Annotated in this window: 25 protein-coding genes; 15 read left to right on the top strand and 10 right to left on the bottom strand. The window is 63.9% G+C overall.

The genetic code is table 11. The features are described from left to right. The first annotated feature begins 2 nt into the window (after window positions 1–2). The 3 genes from RR51_RS23510 to RR51_RS23500 are packed head-to-tail and all read left to right on the top strand — an operon-like array spanning window position 3 to window position 3,817. Window positions 3–308, top strand: a complete 306-nt coding sequence (locus tag RR51_RS23510; protein ID WP_013973145.1) for a sarcosine oxidase subunit delta — start codon at window positions 3–5, stop codon at window positions 306–308. Further along, window positions 305–3,208 (top strand): 2Fe-2S iron-sulfur cluster-binding protein, encoded by a 2,904-nt coding sequence (locus RR51_RS23505; protein WP_039614838.1) that lies wholly within the window; start codon window positions 305–307, stop codon window positions 3,206–3,208. Before RR51_RS23510 ends, RR51_RS23505 begins: the two co-directional genes overlap by 4 nt. A gap of 3 nt (window positions 3,209–3,211) precedes the next feature. Further along, window positions 3,212–3,817 (top strand): sarcosine oxidase subunit gamma, encoded by a 606-nt coding sequence (locus RR51_RS23500; protein ID WP_039614837.1) that lies wholly within the window; start codon window positions 3,212–3,214, stop codon window positions 3,815–3,817. Between the two features lie 236 nt (window positions 3,818–4,053). Here RR51_RS23500 and RR51_RS23495 read toward each other — a convergent pair whose 3' ends face one another. Next, the gene (locus RR51_RS23495) at window positions 4,054–4,938 is read right to left on the bottom strand and encodes a LysR family transcriptional regulator (RefSeq protein WP_039614836.1); all 885 of its coding nucleotides are present in this window, start codon (window positions 4,936–4,938) and stop codon (window positions 4,054–4,056) included. 145 nt (window positions 4,939–5,083) lie between these two features. Here RR51_RS23495 and RR51_RS23490 point away from each other — a divergent pair, with 145 nt between their 5' ends. The 5 genes from RR51_RS23490 (at window position 5,084) to RR51_RS23470 (ending at window position 9,137) form a co-directional block, all read left to right on the top strand. Then, window positions 5,084–6,103, top strand: coding sequence for an alpha/beta hydrolase (locus RR51_RS23490; RefSeq protein WP_024087356.1), 1,020 nt, complete (start codon window positions 5,084–5,086; stop codon window positions 6,101–6,103). 54 nt (window positions 6,104–6,157) lie between these two features. Then, window positions 6,158–6,880 (top strand): pirin family protein, encoded by a 723-nt coding sequence (locus RR51_RS23485; RefSeq protein WP_039614835.1) that lies wholly within the window; start codon window positions 6,158–6,160, stop codon window positions 6,878–6,880. A gap of 215 nt (window positions 6,881–7,095) precedes the next feature. After that, window positions 7,096–8,004, top strand: coding sequence for a LysR family transcriptional regulator (locus RR51_RS23480; protein WP_013972045.1), 909 nt, complete (start codon window positions 7,096–7,098; stop codon window positions 8,002–8,004). Window positions 8,005–8,092: 88 nt separating this feature from the next. After that, entirely contained in the window at window positions 8,093–8,488 is a 396-nt protein-coding gene (locus tag RR51_RS23475; protein WP_023662326.1) for a hypothetical protein, read from the top strand. 16 nt (window positions 8,489–8,504) lie between these two features. Next, entirely contained in the window at window positions 8,505–9,137 is a 633-nt protein-coding gene (locus RR51_RS23470; protein WP_039614834.1) for a BRCT domain-containing protein, read from the top strand. A 15-nt stretch (window positions 9,138–9,152) separates the two neighbouring features. Here the strand turns inward: RR51_RS23470 and RR51_RS23465 are convergent, their stop codons facing one another. From RR51_RS23465 to RR51_RS23450, 4 genes are all read right to left on the bottom strand, one after another. Further along, window positions 9,153–9,434, bottom strand: coding sequence for a type II toxin-antitoxin system RelE family toxin (locus tag RR51_RS23465; RefSeq protein ID WP_039614833.1), 282 nt, complete (start codon window positions 9,432–9,434; stop codon window positions 9,153–9,155). After that, entirely contained in the window at window positions 9,424–9,669 is a 246-nt protein-coding gene (locus RR51_RS23460; RefSeq protein ID WP_013972043.1) for a type II toxin-antitoxin system Phd/YefM family antitoxin, read from the bottom strand. The genes RR51_RS23465 and RR51_RS23460 overlap by 11 nt, the downstream gene beginning before the upstream one ends. 243 nt (window positions 9,670–9,912) lie before the next feature. Then, a complete protein-coding gene (locus tag RR51_RS23455; RefSeq protein ID WP_039614832.1) occupies window positions 9,913–11,019 on the bottom strand; it encodes an alkene reductase in 1,107 nt (368 codons plus the stop codon). A gap of 30 nt (window positions 11,020–11,049) precedes the next feature. After that, complete coding sequence (locus RR51_RS23450; RefSeq protein ID WP_039614831.1) at window positions 11,050–12,243, bottom strand: MFS transporter; 1,194 nt, start codon at window positions 12,241–12,243, stop codon at window positions 11,050–11,052. Between the two features lie 399 nt (window positions 12,244–12,642). Here RR51_RS23450 and RR51_RS23445 point away from each other — a divergent pair, with 399 nt between their 5' ends. Next, the gene (locus tag RR51_RS23445; RefSeq protein WP_039614830.1) at window positions 12,643–13,629 is read left to right on the top strand and encodes a zinc-binding dehydrogenase; all 987 of its coding nucleotides are present in this window, start codon (window positions 12,643–12,645) and stop codon (window positions 13,627–13,629) included. Window positions 13,630–13,736: 107 nt separating this feature from the next. Further along, window positions 13,737–14,279 (top strand): WYL domain-containing protein, encoded by a 543-nt coding sequence (locus RR51_RS23440; protein ID WP_039614829.1) that lies wholly within the window; start codon window positions 13,737–13,739, stop codon window positions 14,277–14,279. Between the two features lie 164 nt (window positions 14,280–14,443). Here the strand turns inward: RR51_RS23440 and RR51_RS23435 are convergent, their stop codons facing one another. Continuing rightward, entirely contained in the window at window positions 14,444–15,166 is a 723-nt protein-coding gene (locus RR51_RS23435; protein ID WP_039614828.1) for a hypothetical protein, read from the bottom strand. Window positions 15,167–15,244: 78 nt separating this feature from the next. Continuing rightward, window positions 15,245–15,547 carry a DUF3077 domain-containing protein gene (locus RR51_RS23430; protein ID WP_015269932.1) on the bottom strand — a complete coding sequence of 101 codons (303 nt, stop codon included), beginning with the start codon at window positions 15,545–15,547 and terminating at the stop codon, window positions 15,245–15,247. Window positions 15,548–15,744: 197 nt separating this feature from the next. Between RR51_RS23430 and RR51_RS23425 the strand changes: the two genes are divergently transcribed. After that, on the top strand, window positions 15,745–16,368 hold the full coding sequence (locus tag RR51_RS23425) for a glutathione S-transferase family protein (protein WP_039614827.1): 624 nt from the start codon (window positions 15,745–15,747) through the stop codon (window positions 16,366–16,368). 130 nt (window positions 16,369–16,498) lie between these two features. Here RR51_RS23425 and RR51_RS23420 read toward each other — a convergent pair whose 3' ends face one another. Beyond that, window positions 16,499–17,674, bottom strand: a complete 1,176-nt coding sequence (locus tag RR51_RS23420; RefSeq protein ID WP_039614826.1) for an MFS transporter — start codon at window positions 17,672–17,674, stop codon at window positions 16,499–16,501. Between the two features lie 94 nt (window positions 17,675–17,768). On the opposite strand from RR51_RS23420, the gene RR51_RS23415 reads away from it, so the two are divergent. The 3 genes from RR51_RS23415 to RR51_RS23405 all read left to right on the top strand — a co-directional run bounded on the left by RR51_RS23415 (window position 17,769) and on the right by RR51_RS23405 (window position 20,437). Next, entirely contained in the window at window positions 17,769–18,683 is a 915-nt protein-coding gene (locus RR51_RS23415) for a LysR substrate-binding domain-containing protein (protein WP_039614825.1), read from the top strand. 213 nt (window positions 18,684–18,896) lie between these two features. Then, window positions 18,897–19,388, top strand: a complete 492-nt coding sequence (locus tag RR51_RS23410; RefSeq protein ID WP_039614824.1) for a DUF1543 domain-containing protein — start codon at window positions 18,897–18,899, stop codon at window positions 19,386–19,388. Window positions 19,389–19,450: 62 nt separating this feature from the next. Continuing rightward, window positions 19,451–20,437: a 5'-nucleotidase gene (locus tag RR51_RS23405; protein WP_013972027.1), complete on the top strand. Its 987-nt coding sequence runs from the start codon at window positions 19,451–19,453 to the stop codon at window positions 20,435–20,437. A 116-nt stretch (window positions 20,438–20,553) separates the two neighbouring features. On the opposite strand, the gene RR51_RS23400 is transcribed toward RR51_RS23405, so the two are convergent. Further along, on the bottom strand, window positions 20,554–21,195 hold the full coding sequence (locus tag RR51_RS23400; protein ID WP_039614823.1) for an HD domain-containing protein: 642 nt from the start codon (window positions 21,193–21,195) through the stop codon (window positions 20,554–20,556). Between the two features lie 130 nt (window positions 21,196–21,325). Here RR51_RS23400 and RR51_RS23395 point away from each other — a divergent pair, with 130 nt between their 5' ends. Beyond that, window positions 21,326–22,297 (top strand): GlxA family transcriptional regulator, encoded by a 972-nt coding sequence (locus RR51_RS23395; protein ID WP_039614822.1) that lies wholly within the window; start codon window positions 21,326–21,328, stop codon window positions 22,295–22,297. 98 nt (window positions 22,298–22,395) lie between these two features. Here RR51_RS23395 and RR51_RS23390 read toward each other — a convergent pair whose 3' ends face one another. Then, a complete protein-coding gene (locus RR51_RS23390; RefSeq protein ID WP_039614821.1) occupies window positions 22,396–23,589 on the bottom strand; it encodes an ATP-binding protein in 1,194 nt (397 codons plus the stop codon). Between the last annotated feature and the right edge of the window lie 176 nt (window positions 23,590–23,765).

Here is a 23,765-nt window from a genome sequence, read left to right as displayed (position 1 = left end):
CGATGAAGATCCTGACCTGCCCCTTGAACGGCCCGCGCAATATCAGCGAGTTCACCTACGGCGGCGAATTCAGGCACATGCCCGACCCGGCCAGCTGCAGCGATGCGCAATGGGCCGACTATGTGTTCAACAGCGACAACCTGGCCGGGGTGGTGACCGAGTGGTGGCTGCACAATGCCTCCAGCTACTGGTTCCTGGCCGAACGCCACACCGTGAGCGACCAGGTGCTGCGCACCTTTGACCCGAAAGAACTGTTCGACCGCCGCGTCGACTTCACCCCCGCCGCCACCCCGGAGATTGCCGGATGAACAGCCACACTCGCCTCCCCGCGCCCATGGGCCTGCTGATCGACCGCGAGCGGCCCCTGCACTTCCAGTTCGACGGCCAGGCCTGCCAGGGCTTTGCCGGTGACAGCATCGCCAGCGCCCTGCTCGGCAGTGGCCGCTGGCTGCTGTCGCGCTCGTTCAAGTACCACCGCCCGCGCGGCCCGCTGAGCATGGCCGGGCAGGATGCCAACACCCTGGTGCAGCTGCCGGACGAGCCCAATGTGCTGGCCGACCTGGAAGCCGCCCGCGATGGCCAGGTAGTCGAAGGGCAGAACTTCAACGGTAGCCTGGCGCACGATCGCGACGCCTACCTGGGCAAGTTTTCGCGCTTCATGCCGGTGGGCTTCTATTACCGCTCGTTCTACAAGCCCAAGGGCATGTGGAAGGTGTGGGAGCCGCTGATCCGCAAGAAGACCGGCCTGGGCGTGCTCGACCTAGGCTTCAGGCCGCAGTACTACGACAAGGCCTATCTGTTCGTCGATCTGGCCGTGATCGGCGCTGGCCCGGCTGGCCTGCGTGCGGCACTGGACGCGGCCAATGCCGGGGCCAAGGTGTTGCTGATCGAGCAACAGCCGGTACTTGGCGGCTCGCTCACCTACGCCCGCTTCGACATTGCCGGCACCCGCGCCACCAGCCTGCGCCAGGAACTGCTGGCTGCCGTCGAGGGCCACCCGAACATCCAGGTGCTGCTGGACGCCACCTGCAACGGCTGGTTCACCGACAACTACCTGCCGGTGATCCAGCACAAACGCCTGTACAAGGTGCGCGCCATCCGCTGCCTGGTGGCGGCCGGCTCGTTCGACCAGCCGGTGGTGTTCCGCAACAACGACCTGCCGGGGGTCATGCTGACCAGCGCCGTGCAGCGGCTGATGAAGCTGTACGCGGTCAAGCCGGGCCAGCGCGCGGTAGTCCTCACCGGCCACGATGACGGCTACCTCGCCGCCCTCGACCTGCAGGAGCAAGGCGTGGCCGTGGCCGCGGTGGTCGACATGCGCGCTGCGCCAGCCGATGCCGCACTGGCCGCAGAACTGAAGCGCCGCGATATACCCGTGCACCTGGGCAGCACCGTGTACGAAGCCCTGCACGAAGCGGGCATGCGCCACGTGAGTGGCGTGGATATTCGCCCGATCACCGGCCAGGGCAAGGTCGGCCCGCATGGCCTGCGCCTGGCCTGCGACCTGCTGTGCATGTCGGCAGGCTACATGCCGGTGTACCAGTTGCCGTGCCAGGCTGGCGGCAAGCTGGCCTACGACGTCAACCGCGACGAGTTCGCCATCAGCAACCTGCCGGCCGGGCTGGACATCGCCGGCTCGGTGAACGGCCGTCACGCTCTGGGTAATGTACTGGCCGACGCCACTCGCGGGGCTGCCGATGCGCTGGCAGCGCTGGGCCTGGAAGCGCCGGTGCAGCCAGTGTTCAGTGCCGAAGCCAAGGTCAACTTCCCCTGGCCGATCTTCTCCCACCCCAAGGGCAAGGATTTCGTCGACTTCGACGAAGACCTGCAAGTGCGCGACATCGTCAACGCCACGCGCAGCGGCTACCGCGATGTGCAACTGGTCAAGCGCTTCTCCACGGTCGGCATGGGCCCGTCCCAGGGCCGCCACTCGGCGCTGCCGACCGCCCGCCTGGTGGCCCACGCCACCGGGCGCAGCATCAGCGAAACCGGGGTGACCACCGCCCGGCCACCGTTCCAGGCGGAAAAACTGGCCCACGTCGCCGGCCGCGCCTTCGACCCGTACCGGCAAACGCCCATGCACCGCCGCCACTTGGAAGCCGGGGCGAAGATGATGCCGGCCGGCATCTGGCAGCGCCCGGCCTATTATGGCAAGCCCGAGGACCGCGAACGCTGCATGCAGGAGGAAGCCCGCCATGTGCGCGAGAAGGTCGGCCTGATCGACGTTTCCACCCTCGGTGGCCTGGATGTGCGCGGCCCCGACGCCGCCGAACTGCTGGAGCGCCTTTACACCTTCGGCTTCGCCAAGCTGGCCATCGGCCGCACCCGCTACGCGCTGATGACCAACGAGCATGGCGTGGTGATCGATGACGGCGTGTGCGCCCGGCTGGGCGAGCAGCACTTCTACGTCACCGCCACCACCAGCGGCGTCGACCGCATCTACCAGCAGATGCTGAAGTGGAATGCGCAATGGCGCCTGGATGTGGACATTACCAACGTCACCGCCGCGCTGGCCGCGGTCAACCTGGCCGGGCCGCTGTCACGCCAGGTGCTGGCCAAGGTGTGTGACGATGTGGACCTGTCGGCCGAGGCCTTCCCTTACCTCGGCGTACGCCAGGGCACAGTGGCCGGCATTGCCGCGCGCATCCTGCGGGTGGGCTTTGTGGGTGAACTGGGCTACGAAGTGCACGTGCCGGCGCGCCACGCCGAGCGCCTGTGGGATACCTTGATGCAGGCTGGCGCGGGGCTGGGCATTCGCCCGTTCGGCGTCGAGACCCAACGCCTGCTGCGCCTGGAAAAGGGCCACGTGATCATCAGCCAGGACACCGACGGCATGACCCACCCGGCGGAGATCGACATGCAGTGGGCCATCGGCCGCAAGAAGCCATTCTTCGTCGGCAAACGCTCGATCGAGATCCTCGAAGCGCAGCCGCTCAAGCGCAAACTGGTCGGCTTCACCCTGCCCAAGGGCAGCCCGCAGCCGCTGGAGGGGCATCTGGTGCTGGATGGGGCGGACATCAGCGGCAACGTCACATCCTGCGAATACTCGCAAACCCTGGGGCAGATCATTGGCCTGGCTTACGCCGGTGCCCATCAGGCCACGCCTGGCATGCACATCCCGATCCGCGTTGAGGGCGGTGTGATGGTCAATGCCAAAGTGGTGCCACTGCCGTTCCACGATCCCGACAACCTGCGCCAGGAGCTCTGAGCGATGACCAGTTTGCAAGCCAAAGCTTTTATTTCACCCGGCCCGCAGGCCGAACTGCTGCATACCTGCGCGTTGACTGACCTGACCGATCTGGCACGGGTCGGGTTTCGCGGGGGCGACAGTGCCGCTTGCCTGCAGGCGCGTGGCTACCGCTTGCCGTCGCTACCCAACCAGGCCGTGCGCCAGGAAGACGGTGGCTGGATAGCGCGCTTGTCACAGACCGAGTACCTGTTGCTAGGCAGCCTGGCCGACGGCGGTGCACGGGTGGCTGCCGAAGAGGCCGGGTGGGTGCAGGATACCCGGCGCAACTACCTGCTGCCGCGCCAGGATAGTCATGCCTGGCTGCAGCTCTCGGGGGTGCATTGCAGCGCGGTGATGGCCAAGTTGTGCGGGGTGGACTTGCGCGCCCGGGCGTTTCCCGTTGGGGCGGTGGCGCAGACCTCGGCGGCGCGGATCAACGTGATCGTGCTGAATGTGGGGAGCGATGAGAGGCCGGCGCTGCAGTTGCTGTTTGATCGGGCATCGCTGGCGTATTTCCGTGAAGCGGTGCTGGATGCCATGGATGAGTTCGATGGTGGGTGGGTCGGGCTAGATGAACTGATGCGTTGACCTGCACCGGCCTCTTCGCGGGTAAACCCGCTCCCACAGGTTCATCACTGGGCTTGGGGCTGTGGAGTACCTGTGGGAGCGGGCAGGCCCGCGAAGAAGCCAACGCGGTGGCTGGCACCGGCTGCGCCGGTGTTCGCGGGCACGCCCGCTCCCACAGGGTCACCACTCGGCTTGGGGGCTCTGGAGTACCTGTGGGAGCGGGCGTGCCCGCGAAGAAGCTCACTCGGTACCGAAGGTCAGAGCTGCACCAAGCGCTCACGCAGGAAGTTCACAAACCCCTGAACCGGCCGCGCCACCTGCCGGTGCTGGGGGTACACCGCCGACAACTGCAGTGCTGGCGGCCGCCACTCATCCAGCACTTTCACCAGTCGCCCATCCGCCAACGCCTGTCCCACGATGAAGGTTGGCAGATAAGTCACCCCCATCCCGGCAATCGCCGCATCCCTGAGCAGCTCGCCATTGTTAGCCCGCATCCGCCCGACTACCTGGATCGCCTGTACCTTGCCGCACTGGCGGAACTGCCACTGCACCTGCCGCGAATGACCATACGGCAGGCAATCATGCCCAGCCAGTTGCTCCGGCCTGGCCGGCACGCCCCGAGCCTTCAGGTACGCCGGGCTAGCGCAATACACCCGCTCGACACTGGCAATGCGCCGCGCAATCAGGCTGGAATCCTCCAGCGCACCAATCCGTAGCGCCAGGTCATAGCCCTCGCCGATCAGGTCCACTGCGCGGTCGCTCAAATCCACCTCCACATCCACCTGCGGGTGCAACTGCAGGAACTCGGTCAGCAGGCACCCCAGGTGCGCCATGGCGAACGACAGCGGCGCACTCAGACGCAGGGTGCCACGCAAAGCCTGGGCCTGGCCGCTGATGTCGTGCTCCACCTGCTGCACTTCGCCGAGCAGGCGCAACGCCGACTGGTAGTAGTGCTGGCCCAGCGGCGTGGCATCCAGGCGCCGGGTGGAGCGGTTGAGCAGGCGCACGCCCAGGCGCTCCTCAAGCTGCATCAGGCGCCGGCTGACCGATTGCTTGGACATCCCCAGGCGGTCGGCAGCCGCAGTGAAACTGCCAGCTTCCATGACCTGGGCAAAGATCCGCATGTCTTCGTAAGGGTTCATTGTCTCGCTCTTGGTGACAGTCAAACGCGTTATAGCGGCTTTTTCCCATCAGCGCATCTCCCTAATCTACGCACAAGTCGCAGCGATGGCCCTGAAGGCCAGGCAAGACGCCCACTACCAACATTCAACAGAAAAGGATTCGCTCATGAACATTGTCCACAAAACCCTTACCGCTTCCCTTCTGGCCCTGTCCGTTTCCAGCGCCTTCGCTGCTGGCAGCCCGGGTATCGAACAGCACACCCAGGCCTTCCTCGAAGCCCTGGAACAAGGCGGCGGCAAGCCACTGGAGCAGCTCAGCCCGAAAGACGCCCGCGCGGTGCTGACCGGTGCCCAGGCCTCGGTCAAAGTCGATCTCTCGGGTATCGAGGTGAAGGAACGCACCATCCAGGCCAACGGCGAGTCGATCAAACTGCAAGTGGTGCGCCCGGCCAACGTGAAGGGTGACCTGCCGGTGTTCATGTTCTTCCACGGTGGCGGCTGGGTGCTCGGCGATTTCCCGACCCACCAGCGGCTGATCCGCGACCTGGTGGTTGGCTCTGGCGCAGTGGCGGTCTACGTCGACTACACCCCATCGCCGGAAGCGCACTACCCGACCGCGATCAACCAGGCCTACGCCGCCACCCGCTGGGTGGCCGAGCATGGCAAGGAAATTGGCGTGGACGGCAAGCGCCTGGCCGTGGCCGGTAACAGCGTCGGCGGCAACATGGCGGCAGTAGTGGCCTTGAAAGCCAAAGAGGCCGGCACCCCGGCCCTGCGTTTCCAGCTGCTGCTGTGGCCGGTGACCGATGCCAGCTTCGAAACTGCGTCGTACAAGCAGTTTGCCGAGGGGCACTTCCTGACCACCGGGATGATGAAGTGGTTCTGGGACAACTACACCACCGATGCCAAGGCACGGGAACAGATCTACGCCTCGCCGCTGCGGGCCAGCAGTGAACAGCTCAAGGGCCTGCCGCCGGCCCTGGTGCAAACGGCCGAGTTCGACGTGCTGCGCGATGAAGGTGAGGCTTATGCTCGTAAACTGAATGCTGCCGGGGTGACCGTTACCTCGGTGCGCTACAACGGCATGATCCATGACTACGGGCTGCTCAACCCGCTGCATCAGGTGCCGGCCGTGCAAGCGGCCATGCGCCAGGCCGCCGGCGAGCTGAAAGTGCACCTGCAGTAACCTCATCCACGCATGCGGCAGGGCCTGGCGCCCTGCCGGTTCAGGAGACCCGTCATGCTCACCGTACGCAACGCCAAAGACCGCGGCCTGGCCTTTCATGGCTGGCTGAAATCGTTCCACACCTTCTCCTTCGGCCACTACCGCAACCCGGACGAGCAAGGGTTCTCGGACCTGCTGGTGATCAACGACGACCGCGTCATCCCCGGCAAGGGCTTTGGTCAACACCCGCACCGCGACATGGAGATTTTCTCCTACGTGCTGGAAGGCGCGCTGGAGCACAAGGACACGCTGGGCACCGGCTCGGTGATCCGCCCGGGCGATGTGCAGCTGATGAGCGCTGGCCACGGCGTGGCCCACAGCGAGTTCAACCACAGCCAGGTGCAGCCGGTGCACTTCCTGCAGATCTGGATCGTACCGAACGTGCAGGGGGCAACGCCGCGTTACCAGCAACAGCATTTCAGTGCCGAAGAAAAGCGCGGCAAGCTGCGCCTGATCATCTCGCCGGATGGCGCCGAGGGGTCATTGCAGGTACGGCAGAATGCGCGGGTGTATGCCGGCCTGTTCGACGGTGACGAGCGTGCCATCCTGACCTTGCCGGAAAACCGCCATGCCTATGTGCATGTGGCCCGGGGCAGCATCGAGCTCAATGGGCAATTGCTGAATGAAGGGGATGGGGTGCGAGTGAGGCAGGAACAGGTGCTGGAGCTGGGCAACGGGGTGGATGCCGAGGTGCTGGTATTCGACCTGCGGCCGCATGAGTTGCCTGGCATGCCTTGAGGCAGGTCCGGCCCTTTCGCGGGTAAACCCGCTCCCACAGGTACGCCACAGACTTCGAAATCAGTGGCGTACCTGTGGGAGCGGGTTTACCCGCGAAGAAGCCAACACCGATTCGGCAGGCCTCGATATCTGCGATTTATCGGCCCGGGGCTATGATTAGTCAATTTTCTATTTATTATTCGAAATATTAGCCTTGCTTATTATCGAGCCCTGCCATGCCCGACCGTCTGCTCAACGACCGCCTCGACTGGAACCTGCTGCGCACCTTCCGGGTCATCGGCCAGGAGCTGTCCATCAGCCGCGCGGCCGCCCGCCTGCACCTCACCCAACCGGCAGTGAGCCAGGCGCTCAAGCGCCTTGAAGAACAGCTTGGCCGCCAACTGATCGCCCGCCGCGGGCCGCGCTTCGTGCTGACGGAAATGGGCGAGCAGCTGTTCCAGCTGGCTGGCGAGGTCTATGGGCAGATGTCGCAGATCGGCGGCTTGCTGGAGCAGCCGGCGGACGAACTGGTGGGCAAGGTACGCCTGCTGATGATCAGCCGTATCGTCAACGAACACTTCGACGACTTCCTCGCCGACTTCCACCGCCAGCACCCGCGGGTGGAGCTGGAGATCGACGTGATGCGCAGCTCCGACATCGTTGCCGCCCTGCAGGAAAAAACCGCCACGGCGGGCCTCAGCCTTAACCGGCGTGCGCAGCCACGGCTGGAGCAACGGTTGTTCCTGCGCCAGCGCTATGCGTTCTTCTGTGGCAAGCACCACGCATTATTTGGCCAGGACGAGGGCGATCTGCAGCGCGAGAACTTCGTCAGTTTCACCAGTGACCAGATTGGCGGCATGCTGTCGCCACTGACCATTTTCCGCGATCAGCAGGGGTTTGCCGGGCGGATCGTGGCCTCGTCACCAAGCCTTGAGGAGGTACGCCGGCTGGTGATTGCCGGGTTTGGCATAGGTTGCCTGCCCGAGCATGTGGTAGCGCCGGATGTAGACGCCGGGTTGCTGTGGAAGCTGCCGCCGCAGGAAGGGATTGCCGATGTGGATATCCACCTGTTGTGGAACAGGGAGCAGCGCTTCAGCCGCGCGGAAGAGGTGTTTATCGAGGCGTTGCAGCACAGCCTTGACTGAACGCAGAGCTGGGGTCGACGAGCACTGGACACGATAGTGGCCAATTAGTAGCATCCAGACCAACTGAACATTACGGACAATCTCAGTCATGGATCGAGCTACCGGGGTCATTCGACGTCCTATTCATCACCCCATCCGCCCCTTGATCACTTGGGAAGAAGCATGGAAGGGGCCCGACGAGGGCTTGATCCGCTGCTGGGAGATTGGCCGTGAGCGGGCTCTGGCCCAGCCAGAACTTGCCCGGCACTGCGCCGATGGCGCACTCCCGGTGCTAGGTTGGAAAGGTGGCCATGATCGCGCATTGAAGAAACCGATGAAGTACGGTTCGTTCAAGTACCTGGCGCAATGGCAGGGCCTTCGCGGCGAGGATCTGTTCATCGATACGCGAACAGAGCTCACCCTGACCTGTAATCACACCGGCATGCTGACAACGTTCACACCGGACCAGGAAAAATACGCCAACGCTGTGATGCTGATGGAATAGCAACGAGGAACAGGGAATGGTCGATCTTCATCAGGAATTTCAGAACAGCCGCTTTTTTCACGAAGCGCGGATCGCGCAGCGCTCGGTTGATGGGTTGATTGGAATCGCTGCGGGCCTGACTGCTGACAATCAGGTCAATCAACAAGAAGCCGAGTTCCTCAAAGGATGGATGGAGCAGCAACTCGTTCATCTTGAGGATCCGGTCATCAATTTGCTGTACCGGCGCCTGAGCGACATGCTCAAAGACAATATGCTGGATGCTTCCGAGTCGGCTGAACTGCTTGAGCTATTGCAGCAGTTCACCGGCAAGCCGCGCTGCAGCGACAACCCATTCTCTTCACCCACCTCACTGCCACTCGATAACCCCGAACCCACACTGGAGTGGACAGGCCGCATGTTCCTGTTTACCGGCACAATGGCTTACGGGCCTCGCAAAGCATGCGAAGCGCTGGTAGTCGAACGTGGGGGTTCAATCGCCGCGGGGGTGAACAAGAAGACCCACTACCTGGTCATTGGCAGTATTGGCAACGAGCAGTGGCTGCACAGCAGTTATGGCACGAAGATCAAGAAAGCCGTGGAAATCAGGGAAGCGGGTGCGAACATTGCGATCATAAGCGAGGCGCATTGGCAGCGTGCGGCGTTTGGTTGATGGCCATGATGGCGTTTACCGCTTCTGAGCGGATCGATACACCTCGCTACGCTCGCGTTTGCCAACCGATACCACCACTACAACGATCCGCTCGTCCTCGACTCGATAGACGAGGCGATATCCAGAGGCCTTGAGCTTGATTTTGTAGTGGTTCGGCAGGTCACGCAGCGCGTCGGCCTGTACCTTGGGTGACTGCAGGCGCTCGGCGAGTTTTTTCTTGATCTGTTCGCGCACGGTGCGGCCTAGCTTGCCCCACTCTTTCAGTGCCGAAGGCAGGAATTCGAGGTTATAGGTCATCCAGGGATACCGGTACGCCTTTTTCACCCAACCTCGACTTGGCCAGTTCGCTCAATTCGAGATCTTCCAAGCGTTCCATCATGGCCTCGTACAGTTCGGCCGGCACCATGTAACCCATCACGCGGTTGTGATTGAGCACAGCGACGGGCATACCCGCAGCGCCGGTCATCACCGCGGATGGGTTCTTTTTCAGTTCCGACACGCTTACGGCCACGTCAGCGAATATGTTTTGCATGTTTGCACCCTCAATAGAGAGCCATATTTTGGTCTATATATAGGACACAAACAAGTCGTCACTGCTCAAGCACAGAGGTGAGACACGTCAGGCGAAATGCCGTGTTTGGGGGAGATCGCCCAGCCCTTTGAATCCACCGCGGCGCATGGCACCGGCTGCGCCGGTGTTCGCGGCTAAAGCCGCTCCCACAGGGTCCCTGCTAACTCAATGAGTCACTTGCAGTTCCATGAGGAGCGATCGGGGTCAGGCTGTTGCCAATGCCGGGTAGTCGGTCAGGCCATGGGCATCACCACCGAACAGCGTGGCCCGTTCGTGCTCGGCCAGGGGCGCATTCAGCTTCAGCCGCGCCGGCAGGTCCGGGTTGGCCACGAATGGCCGGCCGAAGCCGATCAGGTCAGCCCAGCCCTCCTCCAGCGCGCGCCGTGCACGTTCGCCGGTGTATTTGCCGGCATACACCATCACCCCGGGGAACACCGCCCGCAGCTGTTGCTTGAAGTCCACCGGCATGTCCGGCGCGTCATCCCAGTCTGCTTCGGCAATGTGCAGGTAGCCGATGCCGATGTCGCCCAGGCGCTTGGCCGCTGCGGTATAGGTGGTGACCGGGTCGGCGTCGACACAGCCATTGAGCGTGGTCAGCGGCGCCAGGCGTACGCCTACGCGCTGGGCGTCGCCGGTGCCTTCGACCAGCGCACGGGTGACCAGGTCGAGGAAACGCAGGCGGTTTTCCAGCGAACCGCCGAAACGGTCGGTGCGGTCGTTGGCGCCGGAATCGAGGAACTGGTTGACCAGGTAACCGTTGGCCGCGTGCAACTCGACACCATCAAAACCGGCGGCCATGGCGTTGCGCGCAGCCTGGCGGTATTGCTCGATGATCTCGGCAATTTCCGCTTCGCTCAACGCGCGCGGCTTGGAAGCCTGGACAAAGCCTGGCGTGCCATCGGCATTGTCGATGAACACATTCACGCCTTCGGCCTGCATCGCCGAGGACGACACCGGTGCCTGGCCACCAAGCAGGCTGCTGTGGCTGAGGCGGCCGACGTGCCAGAGCTGGGCGAACATGCGCCCGCCCGCGGCATGCACAGCCTCGGTGACCAGGCGCCAGCCGTCGATCTGCGCCTGGGTGTGGATACCCGGGGTGCGGGCGTAACCCTTGCCCAGTGGCGAGATCCAGGTGCCTTCACTGACGATCAGCCCGGCACTGGCGCGTTGTGCGTAGTACTCGGCCATCAGCGCGGTCGGTACATCGCCAGGCTGGGCAGCGCGGGAGCGGGTCATCGGCGGCATCAGCACGCGGTTGGGCAGGTTAAGGGCGCCGAATTGCAGGGGTTGGAACAGTGGATCTTGAGGCATTGCGAGCATCTCCGTAAGGCGAATCAGGGGTCAGGCGCGGCTGACGACAGGTTGTGGCTGGGCAGGTACGCGGCGGTCGAGGCGGCCGCTGTACAGGGTCAGGGCCAGGGCACCGAGGGTGACCAGCGCGGCAATCCATGGGGTGTGGCCAAGGCCGAGCTGTTGCACCACCTGGGCACCGCCCCAGGAGCCACCGGCCACACCCAGGTTGAATGCGGCGATGTTGAAACCGGCCGCCACGTCGACTGCGTCGGGGGCGACCTTTTCCGCCTGCTGCACCACGTACACCTGCAGGCCCGGCACATTGCCGAAGGCCACCGCGCCCCAGGCCAGTACGGTGATTACCACCAGTACCGGATGCGGCGCGGTGAAGGTCAGCGCCAGCAGCACCACGGCCAGCAGCAGGAAGATGATCGACAGTGCCTTGACCGGGCCTTTGCGGTCGGCCAGGCGGCCGCCCCAGATGTTGCCCAGGGCAACCGAAACGCCGTAGGCGAGCAGCACCAGGGCGACGCTGTTGGCGCCGAAGCCGGCGATGTCCTGCAGGATCGGGGCAAGGAAGGTAAAGGCGATCAGCGAGCCGCCGTAACCCACGGCAGTCATGGCATACACCAGCAGCAGGCGCGGTTGCAGCATCACCCCCAGTTGGCGCAGCAGCGGTGCCGGCTGGCTGTGCTGGATGCGCTTGGGCACGAACAGCAGTGCGCCGAGCAGCGCTACCAGGCCGAAGGCAGCCACCACCAGGAAAGTCACGCGCCAGCCGAAGTGCTGGCCGATGAAGGTACCCAGCGGGATACCGGTGACGAAGGCCACGGTCATGCCACTGAACATGGTGGCGATGGCGCTGGCGGCTTTTTCTTTCGGCACCAGGCTGGTGGCGATGATCGAGCCCACCGAGAAGAACACCCCGTGGGCCAGGCCGGTGAGGATGCGCGCCATGATCAGCGATTCGTAGCTGGGCGCCTGCCAGGCCACCAGGTTACCGGCGGTGAACAGCGCCATCAGGCCGACCAGCAGCAGCTTGCGCGGGACGCGGCCGGTCATGGCGGTGAGCAGGGGCGCGCCGATGGCGACGCTGAGGGCGTAAAGGCTTACCAGCAGGCCGGCCGAAGGCAGTGTCACTGCCAGGTCATTGGCGATGGTCGGGATGAGGCCGACGATCACGAACTCCGTGGTGCCGATGGCGAAAGCCGCCAGGGTCAGGGCTAACAAGGCGAGAGGCATTTGAGAATCACCTGTGGAAGGTTGGGATGGGTGGATTCTCGGGGGAACGTGGGGACGGGAAAAAGATGGGCGCGGGACAATGAGTTTTGATCTGAAAGCAAAGGTTGCGATTGGGCTGTTGCGAAAGGGTCAATCTTTTGTTTTGCCCGCGAATGGAGGGCGAAGCCCTGCCCGAATGGCACGCTTGAAAATAAATTTCTAAAGACAGTTGCTCCCACCGGAATTGCACAGGCTCCAGGCTGGTGCTGTACCTGTGGGAGCTGGCTTGCCTGCGATGGGCCGCCCAGCGGCCCCGCTTTTTTGTCCTCCAGTCAAAACACCTTGCCCTCACCGCACCTTTTTCCCACGCCCGATCCCCGCTAGCCTGCCGCCCACACCCGTCTCGAAAGGACCCGCACCATGCCAACCGATCATCAAGCCTGGGCCTGGACCCCGAACGCCGGCCTCGACGGCCTGCAACTGCTGCGTAAACCCGTGCCACAACCCGGCCCCGGTGAGGTGCTGGTGGCCAACCGCGCCATTGCCCTCAACCCGGTGGACTGGAAAATCTGCGAGTGGGGCCACCCGGCCTGGCAACAGGGCACGGTCCCGGGCGTGGATGGCGCCGGTGTGGTAGTCGCGGTTGGCGCAGGCGTCGACATGCCGTTGGGCAGCCGCGTCGCCTACCACCAATCGCTGGCGCGTGACGGCAGTTTTGCCGAGCACTGCCTGCTCGATGCAAGCCTGGTCATGCATATCCCCAGCGCGCTCAGCGACACAGCCGCGGCCACCGTGCCCTGCCCCGCCCTGACCGCCTGGCAGGCCTTGGCCAAGGTACCCGAAGGTGCCAGCCGCGACGTGCTGGTGATCGGCGCCGGTGGCGCGGTGGGATTCTACCTCGCGCAGCTGGCCACGCAGCGTGGCCTGCGCGTGTGGGCCAGTGCCGGCCAACACCACCACGCCTCGCTCAAGGCCCTCGGTGTGAGCGGGGTGTTCGACTACCACGACGCCGACTGGCAGAGCCAACTGCAGGCCGCTTTGGGCGAGCGCCCGCTGCATGCCCTGTTCGACACCGTCAGCGGCGCCCATGCCGGCAGCCTGGCCCACCTGCTCGGCTACAACGGACACCTCGTGTGCATCCAGGACCGCCAGGAAACCGCACCAACGCCCGCTTTCAGCACGGCGATCTCGCTGCATGAAGTGGCGCTCAACAGCATTCATGCCTACGGCCAATTGGCAGACCGCCAAGCCCTGCGCGTGGCCGGTGAAAAATTGCTGCAGGCCATTGCCGATGGTCGCCTGATCGCGCCACAGCGCCGCGAGTTCACCTTCTCGGCTTTGCCACAGGCTCTGCGGCAGCTGAAAGAGGGCCAAGGCACAGGCAAATGGGTGACGCGCCTGGACTGAACGCCAAATGCGAAAACTTGGATCCCATTCTGCTACAAGGTATGCTGAGCAATAGCTAAACGCCACTACTTAGGCAGGCTTCGTGCCTGCCTTCAAGGACGAGCCCTTTGCCCAGCCACCCTACCCGCCACACCATCGCCCGCCAGTGGCAGCTGCTAAAGCTGCTGCCAGGCCGTCACCCGGGGATGAGTTCCACCCAGTTGCAGGCCGCCCTGACCACCGTTGGCTATATCACCAGCAAACGCACGGTCGAACGCGACCTGGTCGAACTCGCGGCACTGTTCCCGCTGCAGTGCAACAGCAAAGGCATGCCCTACGGCTGGTACTGGCAAGCGGGCCTGAGCCCTGGCGAAGCGCAACAGCTGCAGCCCGATGCGCTCACACCTGCGGAACAGGTCGAGTTGCACGCCTGGGTCGATGATGCCCTTGCCCGGCGCCTTGAGGCGTCGCCACTGTCGCCAGATATGCAACTGACGCTGCAGGCGGAAGGTGGTGCCACCCTGGTAGCTACCGTCGACGACAACCGCTCGCTGATGGGCTGGCTGCTGTCCCAGGCCGGCTCGATCCGCGTGCAGGCGCCGCAGGCATTGCGACAGGCCATGCTCGTGCAGTTGCGCCAGAGCCTGGCGCTGCACGAGGGTGGTTGTTGACCGGCAAGAACACCAACCCCGTGGCGATTCACTGACTATCAGTGCCATGGGGCACTGACCTGTAGGAGCAGCCTTGTGCTGCGAAGAGGCCGGTACTGACCAAAAATGTGTATCGCTCGTACCGGCCTCTTCGCAGCACAAGGCTGCTCCTGCAGGTTAGGCGTTCAGTGCGGGTTACGGCGCGACAGGCAGGCATACCCCAGGCCCAGCACGCTGGCCGCCAATACGCCCAGCAGCACCATCAGCTCGCGGCTGTAACGGGCTACCCAGGCCGGGAACCCGATGACCTCGCGGTAAACCTGTATGTCAGCCTTGCCATCGGCGTGACTGATGCTGACCCCGCCCTGGCGGATCTGCGAATAGTCTGCATCGAAATACACCCATACCTTGCATACGCCACCCGGCTCGATGGTGGGGATATCCGCTTGCATGGTGGAGGTTTCCACGATGGTGTCATTGCCAGCTGCATCGCGCACCTGCACCAGGCCTTTGGCCGGCAGGCGGATTTTCACCTGGCGCACCTGCGCATCACCACGGTTGCGCAGCTCGATGAGCAGACCGGTACGGTGGTCGACCAGCCCGGCCTCGAAGGGCTTGGCGAACAGCTGGGCATACGGCGCCTGGGCCATTTCGATCAGCCGCTCGACCTGATCGTGGCTCAGCCCGCCCTCGCTTATGGCATTGATACGCCCCTGCAACTGCTCGTACTTGAGCTGTTCGCTGGCTTTGGTGATGCGTTCGCTGAACTGGCTGGGATAGGTGAGATAGGCATAGGTCAGCGATGCCTCCAGGCGCGGGTTGCCCCAGAGCAACCCATAGGCGGCCAGCAGGACCATCAGGCCAAGCAGCACGGCTACGAGGAGTTTCCCCACCTTGTCCCAGCTCAATGCGAACTTCCTTCTGTCGTGATACAGAGATTCAAACTGACCAAGGGTGCCAAGTTCATGGTCCCCAGGCAAGCCTGACTAAGGCTCCTGCTCGCCTCCCCGAGCCTGGCGCAACTGCTGCAACTGGCCGTCGATCAGCGCCTTGGCCATGCCTGCCAGGTAGTACGTGGCCTGCATCATCGCCTTGCGGTCACCGGGCCGGTCGATGGCCTTGCGGGTGAGTTCGGTAATGCAGCCCATGATGCTCGAGGCCTCCATCAATGCCGTGCGCATCGGCAACTGCGCGTTCATCTGCACCAGTTCGGCACCGCCGTTGCCAAAACGGCCCGCTGCACGCACGACATTGAGATTGCCGCTTTCTTTCGGAGTGTCTTTGTCCATGTCCATTTCCTCGGGTTACGAGGGTGCCGAGACTAGGGCGCTGCCTGCCCCGCCACAATAACCTTGGGGGTGGAAAGGCTTACTTTCGGAAATGGACTACAAGAACCCTACAAAGAGGACGCTCCGCCACCACGCTGGCTCTTGACCGGCAAGCGGCAGTGACGGACGATCAATCTCCCCTCACAAGGATGAACACCATGCTACGGATATTGGGCAGAGCCTCCTCCATCAATGTACGAAAAGTCCTGTGGGCATGCGCCGAGTTCGAGGTCGCGTTCGAGCGCGAAGACTGGGGGGCGGGCTTCAAGCCCACGGACAGCGCCGAATTCCTTGCGTTGAACCCGAACGCCATGATCCCGGTGATCCAGGATGGCGACTTCACCCTGTGGGAATCCAACAGCATCATCCGCTACCTGGCCACGCGCTATGGTGCCACCGCGTTCTACCCGGGCGAGGCGCAGGCGCGGGCCAGGATCGACCAGTGGATCGACTGGCAGGCCTCGGACCTCAACCGTTCCTGGAGCTACGCGTTCATGTCGCTGGTCAGGCACTCGCCGGCCCACCAGGACCCACAGGCCCTGGCCGCCGGCTGCGCGGACTGGGCGCGCTACATGCATATTCTCGACCGCCAGCTGGCAAGTACCGGTGCCTATGTGGCCGGCAACCAGTTCACCTTGGCCGACATCCCCATTGGCCTGTCGGTCAACCGCTGGTTCGAAACGCCCTTCGAGCACCCGCACCTGCCGGCAGTGCGCGATTATTACGAACGGCTGAGCGAGCGCCCGGCCTATCACCTGCATGGCCGTAACGGTACGCCGTGATGGGCAAGACTGTGGGGCTGCCTTGCAGCCCATCGCGACACAAGGCCGCTCCTACAAGGAATCGCGGTTTCCTGTAGGAGCGGCCTTGTGTCGCGATGGGGCGCAAAGCGCCCCCGAAGATCTCCACCTGTTACACAGCAACTTGACTTGCCGCAGCCCCCGCCCGCCCCCGCCAAGCGAACAGCAGCACCATCACCAGGCCCAAAACCGCCATCGCCGCCCCCGCCAGGGAAACCGCCGAATACCCCAGCCCGGCATTGATCACCGCCCCACCCAGCGCCGCGCCAATCGCGTTACCCAGATTGAACGCCCCGATATTCACCGCCGACGCCAAGTTGGGCGCATCCTTGGCCGCCTCCATCACCCGCATCTGCAGCGGCGGCACCAGGGCAAAGCTGGCAGCGCCCCACACCAGGATCGCCAGCGCAGTCGGCAGCGGCCAGTCCATCACCAGCGGGAACACCAGCAACACCGCAATCAGCACGGCCAGCGACAGCATCAGGGTACGGTCGATCGAGCGGTCCGCCGCCTTGCCACCCCACACGTTGCCCAAGGTCAGGCCGACACCGAACAACACCAGCATGGCCGTGACGAAGGTGGTGGACGCTGCCGCCTCGCTCTGCAGGATCGGCGCGATGTAGGTAAATACCGTGAACATCGCACTGGAGCCCACCACGGTCAGCAGCAATGCCGCCAGCACCGGCCCGCGGCCGAGCACGCGGATTTCGGCCATGGCCCCGCCACCCTTGGGCGACGGCACATCGGGTAGTGCGTACCAGAGGGTGGTCATTGCCACCAGGCCGAGCCCGGCGATGCCCCAGAAGGCCGTGCGCCAGCCCAGCATTTCACCGAACCAGGTCGCCAGCGGCACACCGCCGATGATGGCCAGGGTCAACCCCATGAACATGGCGGCCACGGCCCCGGCGCGCTTCTCGGGCGGTACCACGCTGGCCGCGACGATCGAACCGATGCCGAAGAACGCACCGTGGTTCAGCGAGGTGACCACACGGGCGACCAGCAGGCTGGCATAGTCGCTGGCCAGGGCCGACATCAGGTTGCCGAGGGTGAAGATGGCCATCAACCCGATCAGCAGGTGACGCCGCGGGATCTTCACCGTGGCCAGGGTCATCAGCGGTGCACCGATCAGCACACCGATCGCATAGGCACTGACCAACAGCCCGGCTGCGGGGATGGAGACGCCAAGATCGGTGGCGATGCTGGGTAACATGCCCATGGGGGCGAACTCGGTGACACCGATGCCGAAGGCACCGATGGCGAGCGCGACAAGAGGTGGATTGATACGCATGGCAAGCTCCTTATCTGTGCTGCAAATGCTACGATCCGAAGCTGAGCCGCACTAGACTGCATTTTTGCGAACCACCTTTGCTCAAGAGGCACAAATGGACTTCAGTGGAAGATCCGGAGAGATGGAAATCTTTGCCAAGGTGGCCCAGGAGGGCAGCCTGTCCGCCGCCGCCCGCGCGCTGGGCCTGACGCCGTCGGCGGTGAGCCGCATCCTCGCGCGGACCGAACAGCGCCTGGGCACCCGCCTGCTGCTGCGTACCACCCGGGCGATCACCCTCACGCCCGAGGGCGAAGCGTATCTGCGTGGTGCACGGCGGGTGCTGGCCGACATGCTCGAAGTGGAAGAGGCCATCACCGACCAGGGTGTGCCCCGCGGGCGCTTGCGGGTCAGCGCAGCGCTGGGCCATGGCCGGCTGACCGTGGTGCCGCTGCTGGCGGCGTTCAGCGCGCGCTACCCGCAGGTGCTGGTCGACCTTACCCTCAGCGACGAAGTGGCCGACGTTCTCGGCGGCCAGGCCGATGTGGCGCTGCGCTTCGGCCACCTGCCGGACAGCTCGTTGAGCGCCCGTGCCATTGGCGAAACCGGGCAGGTGATCGTCGCCTCGCCCGAGTACCTGGCGCGCTGCGGTACGCCGCTTGTGCCAGAGGACCTGGCCCGGCACAACTGCCTGCGTTTCAACTTCCGCCGCGCCGCACCCGACTGGCCGTTCCGTCGCGACGGGCAGGCGTTTTCATTGAAGGTGACGGGCAATATCGAATGCAGCAGCGGCGAGGCCCTGGCGCAGTTGGCAAGGCTCGGCGCCGGCGTGGCGCGCATCGGTACCTTTACCGTGGCCGATGACCTGGCCAACGGGCAGCTGGTGCCGTTGCTGGAGGCGTACAACCCCGGTGATCGCGAGCCGATCCATGCGGTGTTCGTCGGCGGCCCGGCGATGCCGGCGCGGGTGCGGGTGTTCGTGGATTTTCTGGTGGAGCAACTGTCAGGCCGGAGCTGTCGCGCAGAGAACTGAATGCGCAAACGGTACGCGTACCTGTGGGAGCGGCTTTAGCCGCGAAGAATCCAACACAGTGCCTGGCACCGGCTGCGCCGGTGTTCGCGGCTAAAGCCGCTCCCACAGGGGCCATGCTAATTCAGTGAGTCCTGTGCAGTTCCATGAAAGCGGCATCCGCGAATCAGGCAGTACAATGCCGCATTCTTACGTTAGCCCCGCAAAGGACCGCCCATGCTTTACGTCGTCATGCTCGGAGGCCGCCACCCCGGCGCCAAGATCGAAGTTCACGATGTGGTGTTCGCCCTGGCCGACACCTTCGAACAGGCCTACCCGCAGTTGCGCCAGGCCTGGTTCGGCAGCCCGAAAGGTTTGCACATCGATTCATGGCTGGAAGTGCATGGTGTCGACGGCCAGCGCATCGAACTGCGCCCGCACGCCCCAGCCCCCGGTGCGCTGCGCCTGTACTTCATCAACCTCGGTGGTTATGAACGCGAAGTATTCGGCGAGGCCCACCGCTACCTGCTGGTCACCGCCCACAGCAAGACCGAGGCCAAGGCCCTGGGCAAGCAACGCATGCAGGCGGACTGGCTGAAGCCGCATACCGATGCCTTGCTGGATGTCGACGACTGCCTGGCGATCGACCAGGTGGCAGGGCAGTTCGTGCATCTGGCCGAAGGGGCGCATGAGCCGGTGGTGGTGCGTAACGACTACATCCTGATCTGACGCCAACAGCGCCGCGAAGCGCGCGGTACACTTGCCTTCAGCTCACGCTCAGGAGTCGTTTCATGCCCTACCCCATCGAACAGAAACTGGTCATCGGCGTTGCTTCGAGTGCGCTGTTCGACCTCACCGTCTCGGACGACATCTACCAGACCGAGGGCGTCGAGGCTTACCGTCAGCACCAGCAGCAGAACCTGGACGAACCCTTCCCCAAGGGCGTGGCGTTCCCGTTCATTCGCCGCTTCCTGAGCATCAACCAGGCCTTCCCCGAGCAGTTGCCGGTGGAGGTGGTGCTGCTGTCGCGCAATTCGCCGGAGACCGGCCTGCGGGTGTTTCGCTCGATCAACCACTACCAGCTGGACATCACCCGCGCGGCATTCATGTCGGGCCGCTCGCCCTACGAGTACATCCCGGCGTTCAATGCCTCGCTGTTCCTAAGTGCCAACGAGGAAGATGTACAGAAAGCCATCGACGCCAACTACCCCGCCGGGCGGGTGCTGCCGACACGCATCTACGATGACGAGATCGACACCGAATTGCGGGTGGCCTTCGACTTTGACGGGGTGATTGCCGATGACGAGGCCGAGCGCGTGTACAAGCGCGACGACAACCTGGACGAGTTTCAGGAGCATGAACGTGTGCGCAAGGGGATCCCGCATTCGCCGGGGCCCTTGGCGGACCTGTACCGCAAGCTTTCGCTGATTCGCATGCTCGAGGACCGCAAGTTGGCCGAAGACCCGGCGTACAAGCGCATCTTGCGGATTGCCATCGTGACGGCGCGCAATGCCCCTTCGCATGAGCGGGTGGTGACGACGCTGAAGGACTGGGGCGTATCGCCGGACGAGTGCTTCTTTCTGGGCGGGATGGAAAAACCCAGGGTGCTGTCGATACTGAAGCCACATGTGTTCTTTGATGACCAGCGCAGCCACCTGCAGTCACCGGCGGGGGACTTGCCGATGGTGCATGTGCCGTTCGGGGTGGCGAATCGCGAGCGCTCGGCGGCGGACTCTGCGCTCGACGTGCCAGCTCCCACTTCGAGAGCACCGGTTTGATCTGATGCGCAACCTGTGGGAGCGGGCACGCCCGCGAAGGGCCGCAAAGCGGCCCCAATCTGTTTAGCTGACAGGCACCAGGGCCTGCCAACACCGGCAGCACCAGCCCGCTTTACTCAGCTCGCCCAGCAGGACTGCCGAATGACGCTGCAGAAATTCCCAGGCCGGAATGCAGGGTCCTTGTCCGCGATCACATCCGCCTTCACGTTGCCAAACGTGGTCTGCGGCTTGTGCCGGATGCCGTCGTAAAACGCCTGGATGATCGCCTCCTTGAACCGCTCCCCACGCGGGTGCGCCTGGACCACGGCATCCCGCGCGGCAATCCCCAGCGCATCGTGGTGCAGCCCCAGCACATCGGTCTCTACCCCCGCCGTGACCAGGGCGATCAGCGGGTGCATGTGCTCTGGAATACCCGGCGTGGTATGCAGCGCGATCGCCGTCCACACACGCTCGACATCGCGCTCGTCCACGCCGTGGCGCTGGAGAAAATCGCGCGCCGCATTGGCACCGTCCACCTCGAAGCGGCAGCAATCGCTGCTGTGCTGATGGGTCAGGCCCATGTCATGGAACATGCAGCCTGCGTACAACAGTTCACTGTCGTAACGCAGCCCCAGCCGCTGCCCGGCAAGGGCCGCGAAGTAGAAGACCCGGCTGGAGTGGTGGAACAGTAAAGGGGAAGCCGTGTCACGGACGAGCTCGGTGATTTCCCGAGCCATGGCGCTGTCGGGCACCTGGATACCGGCGATGGATGAGGACATGGTCGCTCCTGGGTGGGTTGATGACGAGCCCAGTCTGCGGTCGTGGGCCAGTGTCCTCAATTGACTTATACAGCCAAATACTGCCATTGTCGGCGGATTACGGACTTGCGGCGCAACGCCCGGAGCCACCATGCCCTTTTCCCCCATCACGGTCGCCATCCTGGCCATGCCTGGCGTACAACTGCTGGATGCCTGCGGCCCGCTCGATGTATTCGCCGAAGCCAACCGCCAGGCCGGCCATGACGCCTATCGCCTGCTTTTGCTGGCTTGCGAACCGGGGCCACTGGTGAGCTCTTCCGGTACGCGCCTGGTCGCCGACGGCTGGATCGGCGAAGACCTGGAAGCCATCGACACCTTGCTGGTCGCCGGCACGCCGCAGGCTGCCGAGCAATACCTGCGCCCCGGCATTCTCGACTGGCTGCGGCAACGCGCGGGCGCTTGCCGGCGTTACGGCTCGGTGTGCACGGGGGCGTTTGCCCTGGCGGCTGCCGGGTTGCTGGATGACCGGCGTGTGACCACCCATTGGGCCGTGGCGCAGCCGTTGGCCGAGCGTTATCCGCGGGTACAGGTGGATGCCGATGCCATTCAGGTACATGACGGCAACCTGCGTACCGCTGCGGGGGTAACGGCCGGGTTGGACCTGGCACTGACGTTGGTCGAAGAGGATCTGGGGCGCGACATTGCCAGGCAGGTGGCCGGGCACCTGGTGATGTACTTCAAGCGGCCTGGCGGGCAGCTGCAGTTCAGCCGGCAAGGTGGCACCTCACCGGTCGGGCGTTCGGCATTGCAGGGGTTGCAGCGTTACGTGGCCGCCAACCCTGCACTGGACCACGGGGTTGCCAGCCTGGCTGCGCGGGTTGGGCTGAGCCCGAGGCATTTTGCACGGGTGTTTCAGAGTGATGTGGGCATGACCCCGGCCGCATGGGTGGAGCTGGCGCGGGTGAATGCTGCGCGGGCGCGGCTGGAGGCTGGGCGAGAGGCACCGAAGCAGGTGGCGGCGCTGTGCGGGTTTGCCAATGCAGATACGTTGCGGCGGGCGTTCGTGAAGCATGTGGGGGTGACGCCGGCGGAGTATCGCAAGCGGTTTGGGCGGTCGGGGTGAAATGAACCGTGGTGTGCGTGCGCTCGCGCCGTGTACGCTTTTGCGTCCCGGCCGAGGACCGTTGCCTGTGATTGCGGCTTGCATGCCTGTAAAGCAGGCTAGCCCATCCGCCAATCATCGCCCGGCATGATACGCCGCATGAACTCATCGAAAAGCGGCACAGTGAACGCCGTATCACCGTGGTTCGGGCTGTAGATCATCCCTTTCTCGATCAATGCACTGCGCAGTGGTGCGAGCGTGGAAACCTTCCGCGCCAGGCTGGCCGCGATATCACCAGAACGATGAGGGCCGGCCCCCAGATCCGCCATGCCACGCAGGTACTTCTTTTCCGCAAGCGTAAGGCGGTCAAAGCGCACCCGGAAGAAGCTCTCATCCAGTGTGGCAATCGCCTGCTCTGAAGCGGTTTCGACATCAGCGCTGGTGATGGGGCTCTGCGAGGCTACATCCCATGAATGCTTGCCCCACTCCTGCAGGAAGTACGGATAGCCCTGTGAATGTGCCAGCACACTTTCCAGCGCCGCCTCTTCGAATTCCACGCCTTCATCTTCTGCAGGCCGCACTACCGCAAACCTTGCGGCCTCAGGAGCAAGCGGGCCGATCTCAGGGAAATCGAACAGTCGCTCCGCATAGGATTTCGCGTTGCCACAACGGCCGCGCAATTGAGGCAGGCCAGCCCCAACCAGCGTGACAGGTAACTGGCCCTGGGCACAGCGATGCAAGGCTGTAATCAACGCGGCCAACTGATCTTCGGCAACGTACTGCAACTCGTCGATGAACATCACCAGCGCCGTGTCGGCGCGCTGTGCGGCCTTGCCGGCCTCCTCGAGCAAGGTCGCCAGGTCGCCTTCCAGGTCACCGTTATCAGCCAAGCCAGGTTCCGGCTCCAGGTCCAGGCCTACTTCTATGTCCGCATAGGCAACCTTCAACGACTTTGCAAAACCGGCAAGGGCTCGCAACCCCCGTTGAGCCAGGTCCCGAGCCGCTTCCACCCGGCTCAGGCGAAGCAGCGCCAAGCGCAGTTGAGGCGCCAACAACGCGGGTAGCGAACGGTTTTCCGGCGCCTCCATGCGTATGGCATGAACGCCCTCGGCTTCGGCTTCAATGCGCATTTTTTCCAGCAGTACAGTCTTACCCACGCCGCGCAAGCCGACCATCAGCACGCTCTTCGCCGCTCGGCCCCGGCGAATGCGGGCGATTGCGATGCTTACCTGCTTGAGCAATGCGTCGCGACCAGCCAATGCCGGCGGCGGCGCACCTGCTCCCGGAGAATAGGGATTAGCGATCGGGTCCATGACTTATACCGAGTTTAGGAAAGTTATCGAATTTAGATAACTTAACTAATCTCTCTTGATTCGGCAATGTCAGCAAAAGCAAGCCCCTGTGCACAGCACTTTTCTTGAGACCCGACGGTGTTGCCGCTAGCACTTCCGGGCTGTTGCTGGACACCTTTCTCAACCAGAAGCGACAG

Origin of the sequence: Pseudomonas sp. C5pp (assembly GCF_000814065.1) — a bacterium.
GTDB lineage: Bacteria > Pseudomonadota > Gammaproteobacteria > Pseudomonadales > Pseudomonadaceae > Aquipseudomonas > Aquipseudomonas asiatica.
This window is presented reverse-complemented; position numbering and strand designations above follow the sequence as displayed.

Excerpts from the sequence above, each read along its gene's own strand:
- RR51_RS23505 (WP_039614838.1), top strand. The coding sequence starts at position 305 with ATGAACAGCCACACTCGCCTCCCCGCGCCCATGGGCCTGCTGATCGAC.
- RR51_RS23425 (WP_039614827.1), top strand. The coding sequence starts at position 15,745 with ATGCTACGGATATTGGGCAGAGCCTCCTCCATCAATGTACGAAAAGTC.
- RR51_RS23430 (WP_015269932.1), bottom strand. The coding sequence starts at position 15,547 with ATGGACAAAGACACTCCGAAAGAAAGCGGCAATCTCAATGTCGTGCGT.
- RR51_RS23410 (WP_039614824.1), top strand. The coding sequence starts at position 18,897 with ATGCTTTACGTCGTCATGCTCGGAGGCCGCCACCCCGGCGCCAAGATC.
- RR51_RS23395 (WP_039614822.1), top strand. The coding sequence starts at position 21,326 with ATGCCCTTTTCCCCCATCACGGTCGCCATCCTGGCCATGCCTGGCGTA.
- RR51_RS23405 (WP_013972027.1), top strand. The coding sequence starts at position 19,451 with ATGCCCTACCCCATCGAACAGAAACTGGTCATCGGCGTTGCTTCGAGT.
- RR51_RS23450 (WP_039614831.1), bottom strand. The coding sequence starts at position 12,243 with ATGCCTCTCGCCTTGTTAGCCCTGACCCTGGCGGCTTTCGCCATCGGC.
- RR51_RS23445 (WP_039614830.1), top strand. The coding sequence starts at position 12,643 with ATGCCAACCGATCATCAAGCCTGGGCCTGGACCCCGAACGCCGGCCTC.
- RR51_RS23420 (WP_039614826.1), bottom strand. The coding sequence starts at position 17,674 with ATGCGTATCAATCCACCTCTTGTCGCGCTCGCCATCGGTGCCTTCGGC.
- RR51_RS23485 (WP_039614835.1), top strand. The coding sequence starts at position 6,158 with ATGCTCACCGTACGCAACGCCAAAGACCGCGGCCTGGCCTTTCATGGC.
- RR51_RS23490 (WP_024087356.1), top strand. The coding sequence starts at position 5,084 with ATGAACATTGTCCACAAAACCCTTACCGCTTCCCTTCTGGCCCTGTCC.
- RR51_RS23470 (WP_039614834.1), top strand. The coding sequence starts at position 8,505 with ATGGTCGATCTTCATCAGGAATTTCAGAACAGCCGCTTTTTTCACGAA.
- RR51_RS23400 (WP_039614823.1), bottom strand. The coding sequence starts at position 21,195 with ATGTCCTCATCCATCGCCGGTATCCAGGTGCCCGACAGCGCCATGGCT.
- RR51_RS23415 (WP_039614825.1), top strand. The coding sequence starts at position 17,769 with ATGGACTTCAGTGGAAGATCCGGAGAGATGGAAATCTTTGCCAAGGTG.
- RR51_RS23475 (WP_023662326.1), top strand. The coding sequence starts at position 8,093 with ATGGATCGAGCTACCGGGGTCATTCGACGTCCTATTCATCACCCCATC.
- RR51_RS23480 (WP_013972045.1), top strand. The coding sequence starts at position 7,096 with ATGCCCGACCGTCTGCTCAACGACCGCCTCGACTGGAACCTGCTGCGC.
- RR51_RS23500 (WP_039614837.1), top strand. The coding sequence starts at position 3,212 with ATGACCAGTTTGCAAGCCAAAGCTTTTATTTCACCCGGCCCGCAGGCC.
- RR51_RS23495 (WP_039614836.1), bottom strand. The coding sequence starts at position 4,938 with ATGAACCCTTACGAAGACATGCGGATCTTTGCCCAGGTCATGGAAGCT.
- RR51_RS23510 (WP_013973145.1), top strand. The coding sequence starts at position 3 with ATGAAGATCCTGACCTGCCCCTTGAACGGCCCGCGCAATATCAGCGAG.
- RR51_RS23460 (WP_013972043.1), bottom strand. The coding sequence starts at position 9,669 with ATGCAAAACATATTCGCTGACGTGGCCGTAAGCGTGTCGGAACTGAAA.
- RR51_RS23455 (WP_039614832.1), bottom strand. The coding sequence starts at position 11,019 with ATGCCTCAAGATCCACTGTTCCAACCCCTGCAATTCGGCGCCCTTAAC.
- RR51_RS23390 (WP_039614821.1), bottom strand. The coding sequence starts at position 23,589 with ATGGACCCGATCGCTAATCCCTATTCTCCGGGAGCAGGTGCGCCGCCG.
- RR51_RS23465 (WP_039614833.1), bottom strand. The coding sequence starts at position 9,434 with ATGACCTATAACCTCGAATTCCTGCCTTCGGCACTGAAAGAGTGGGGC.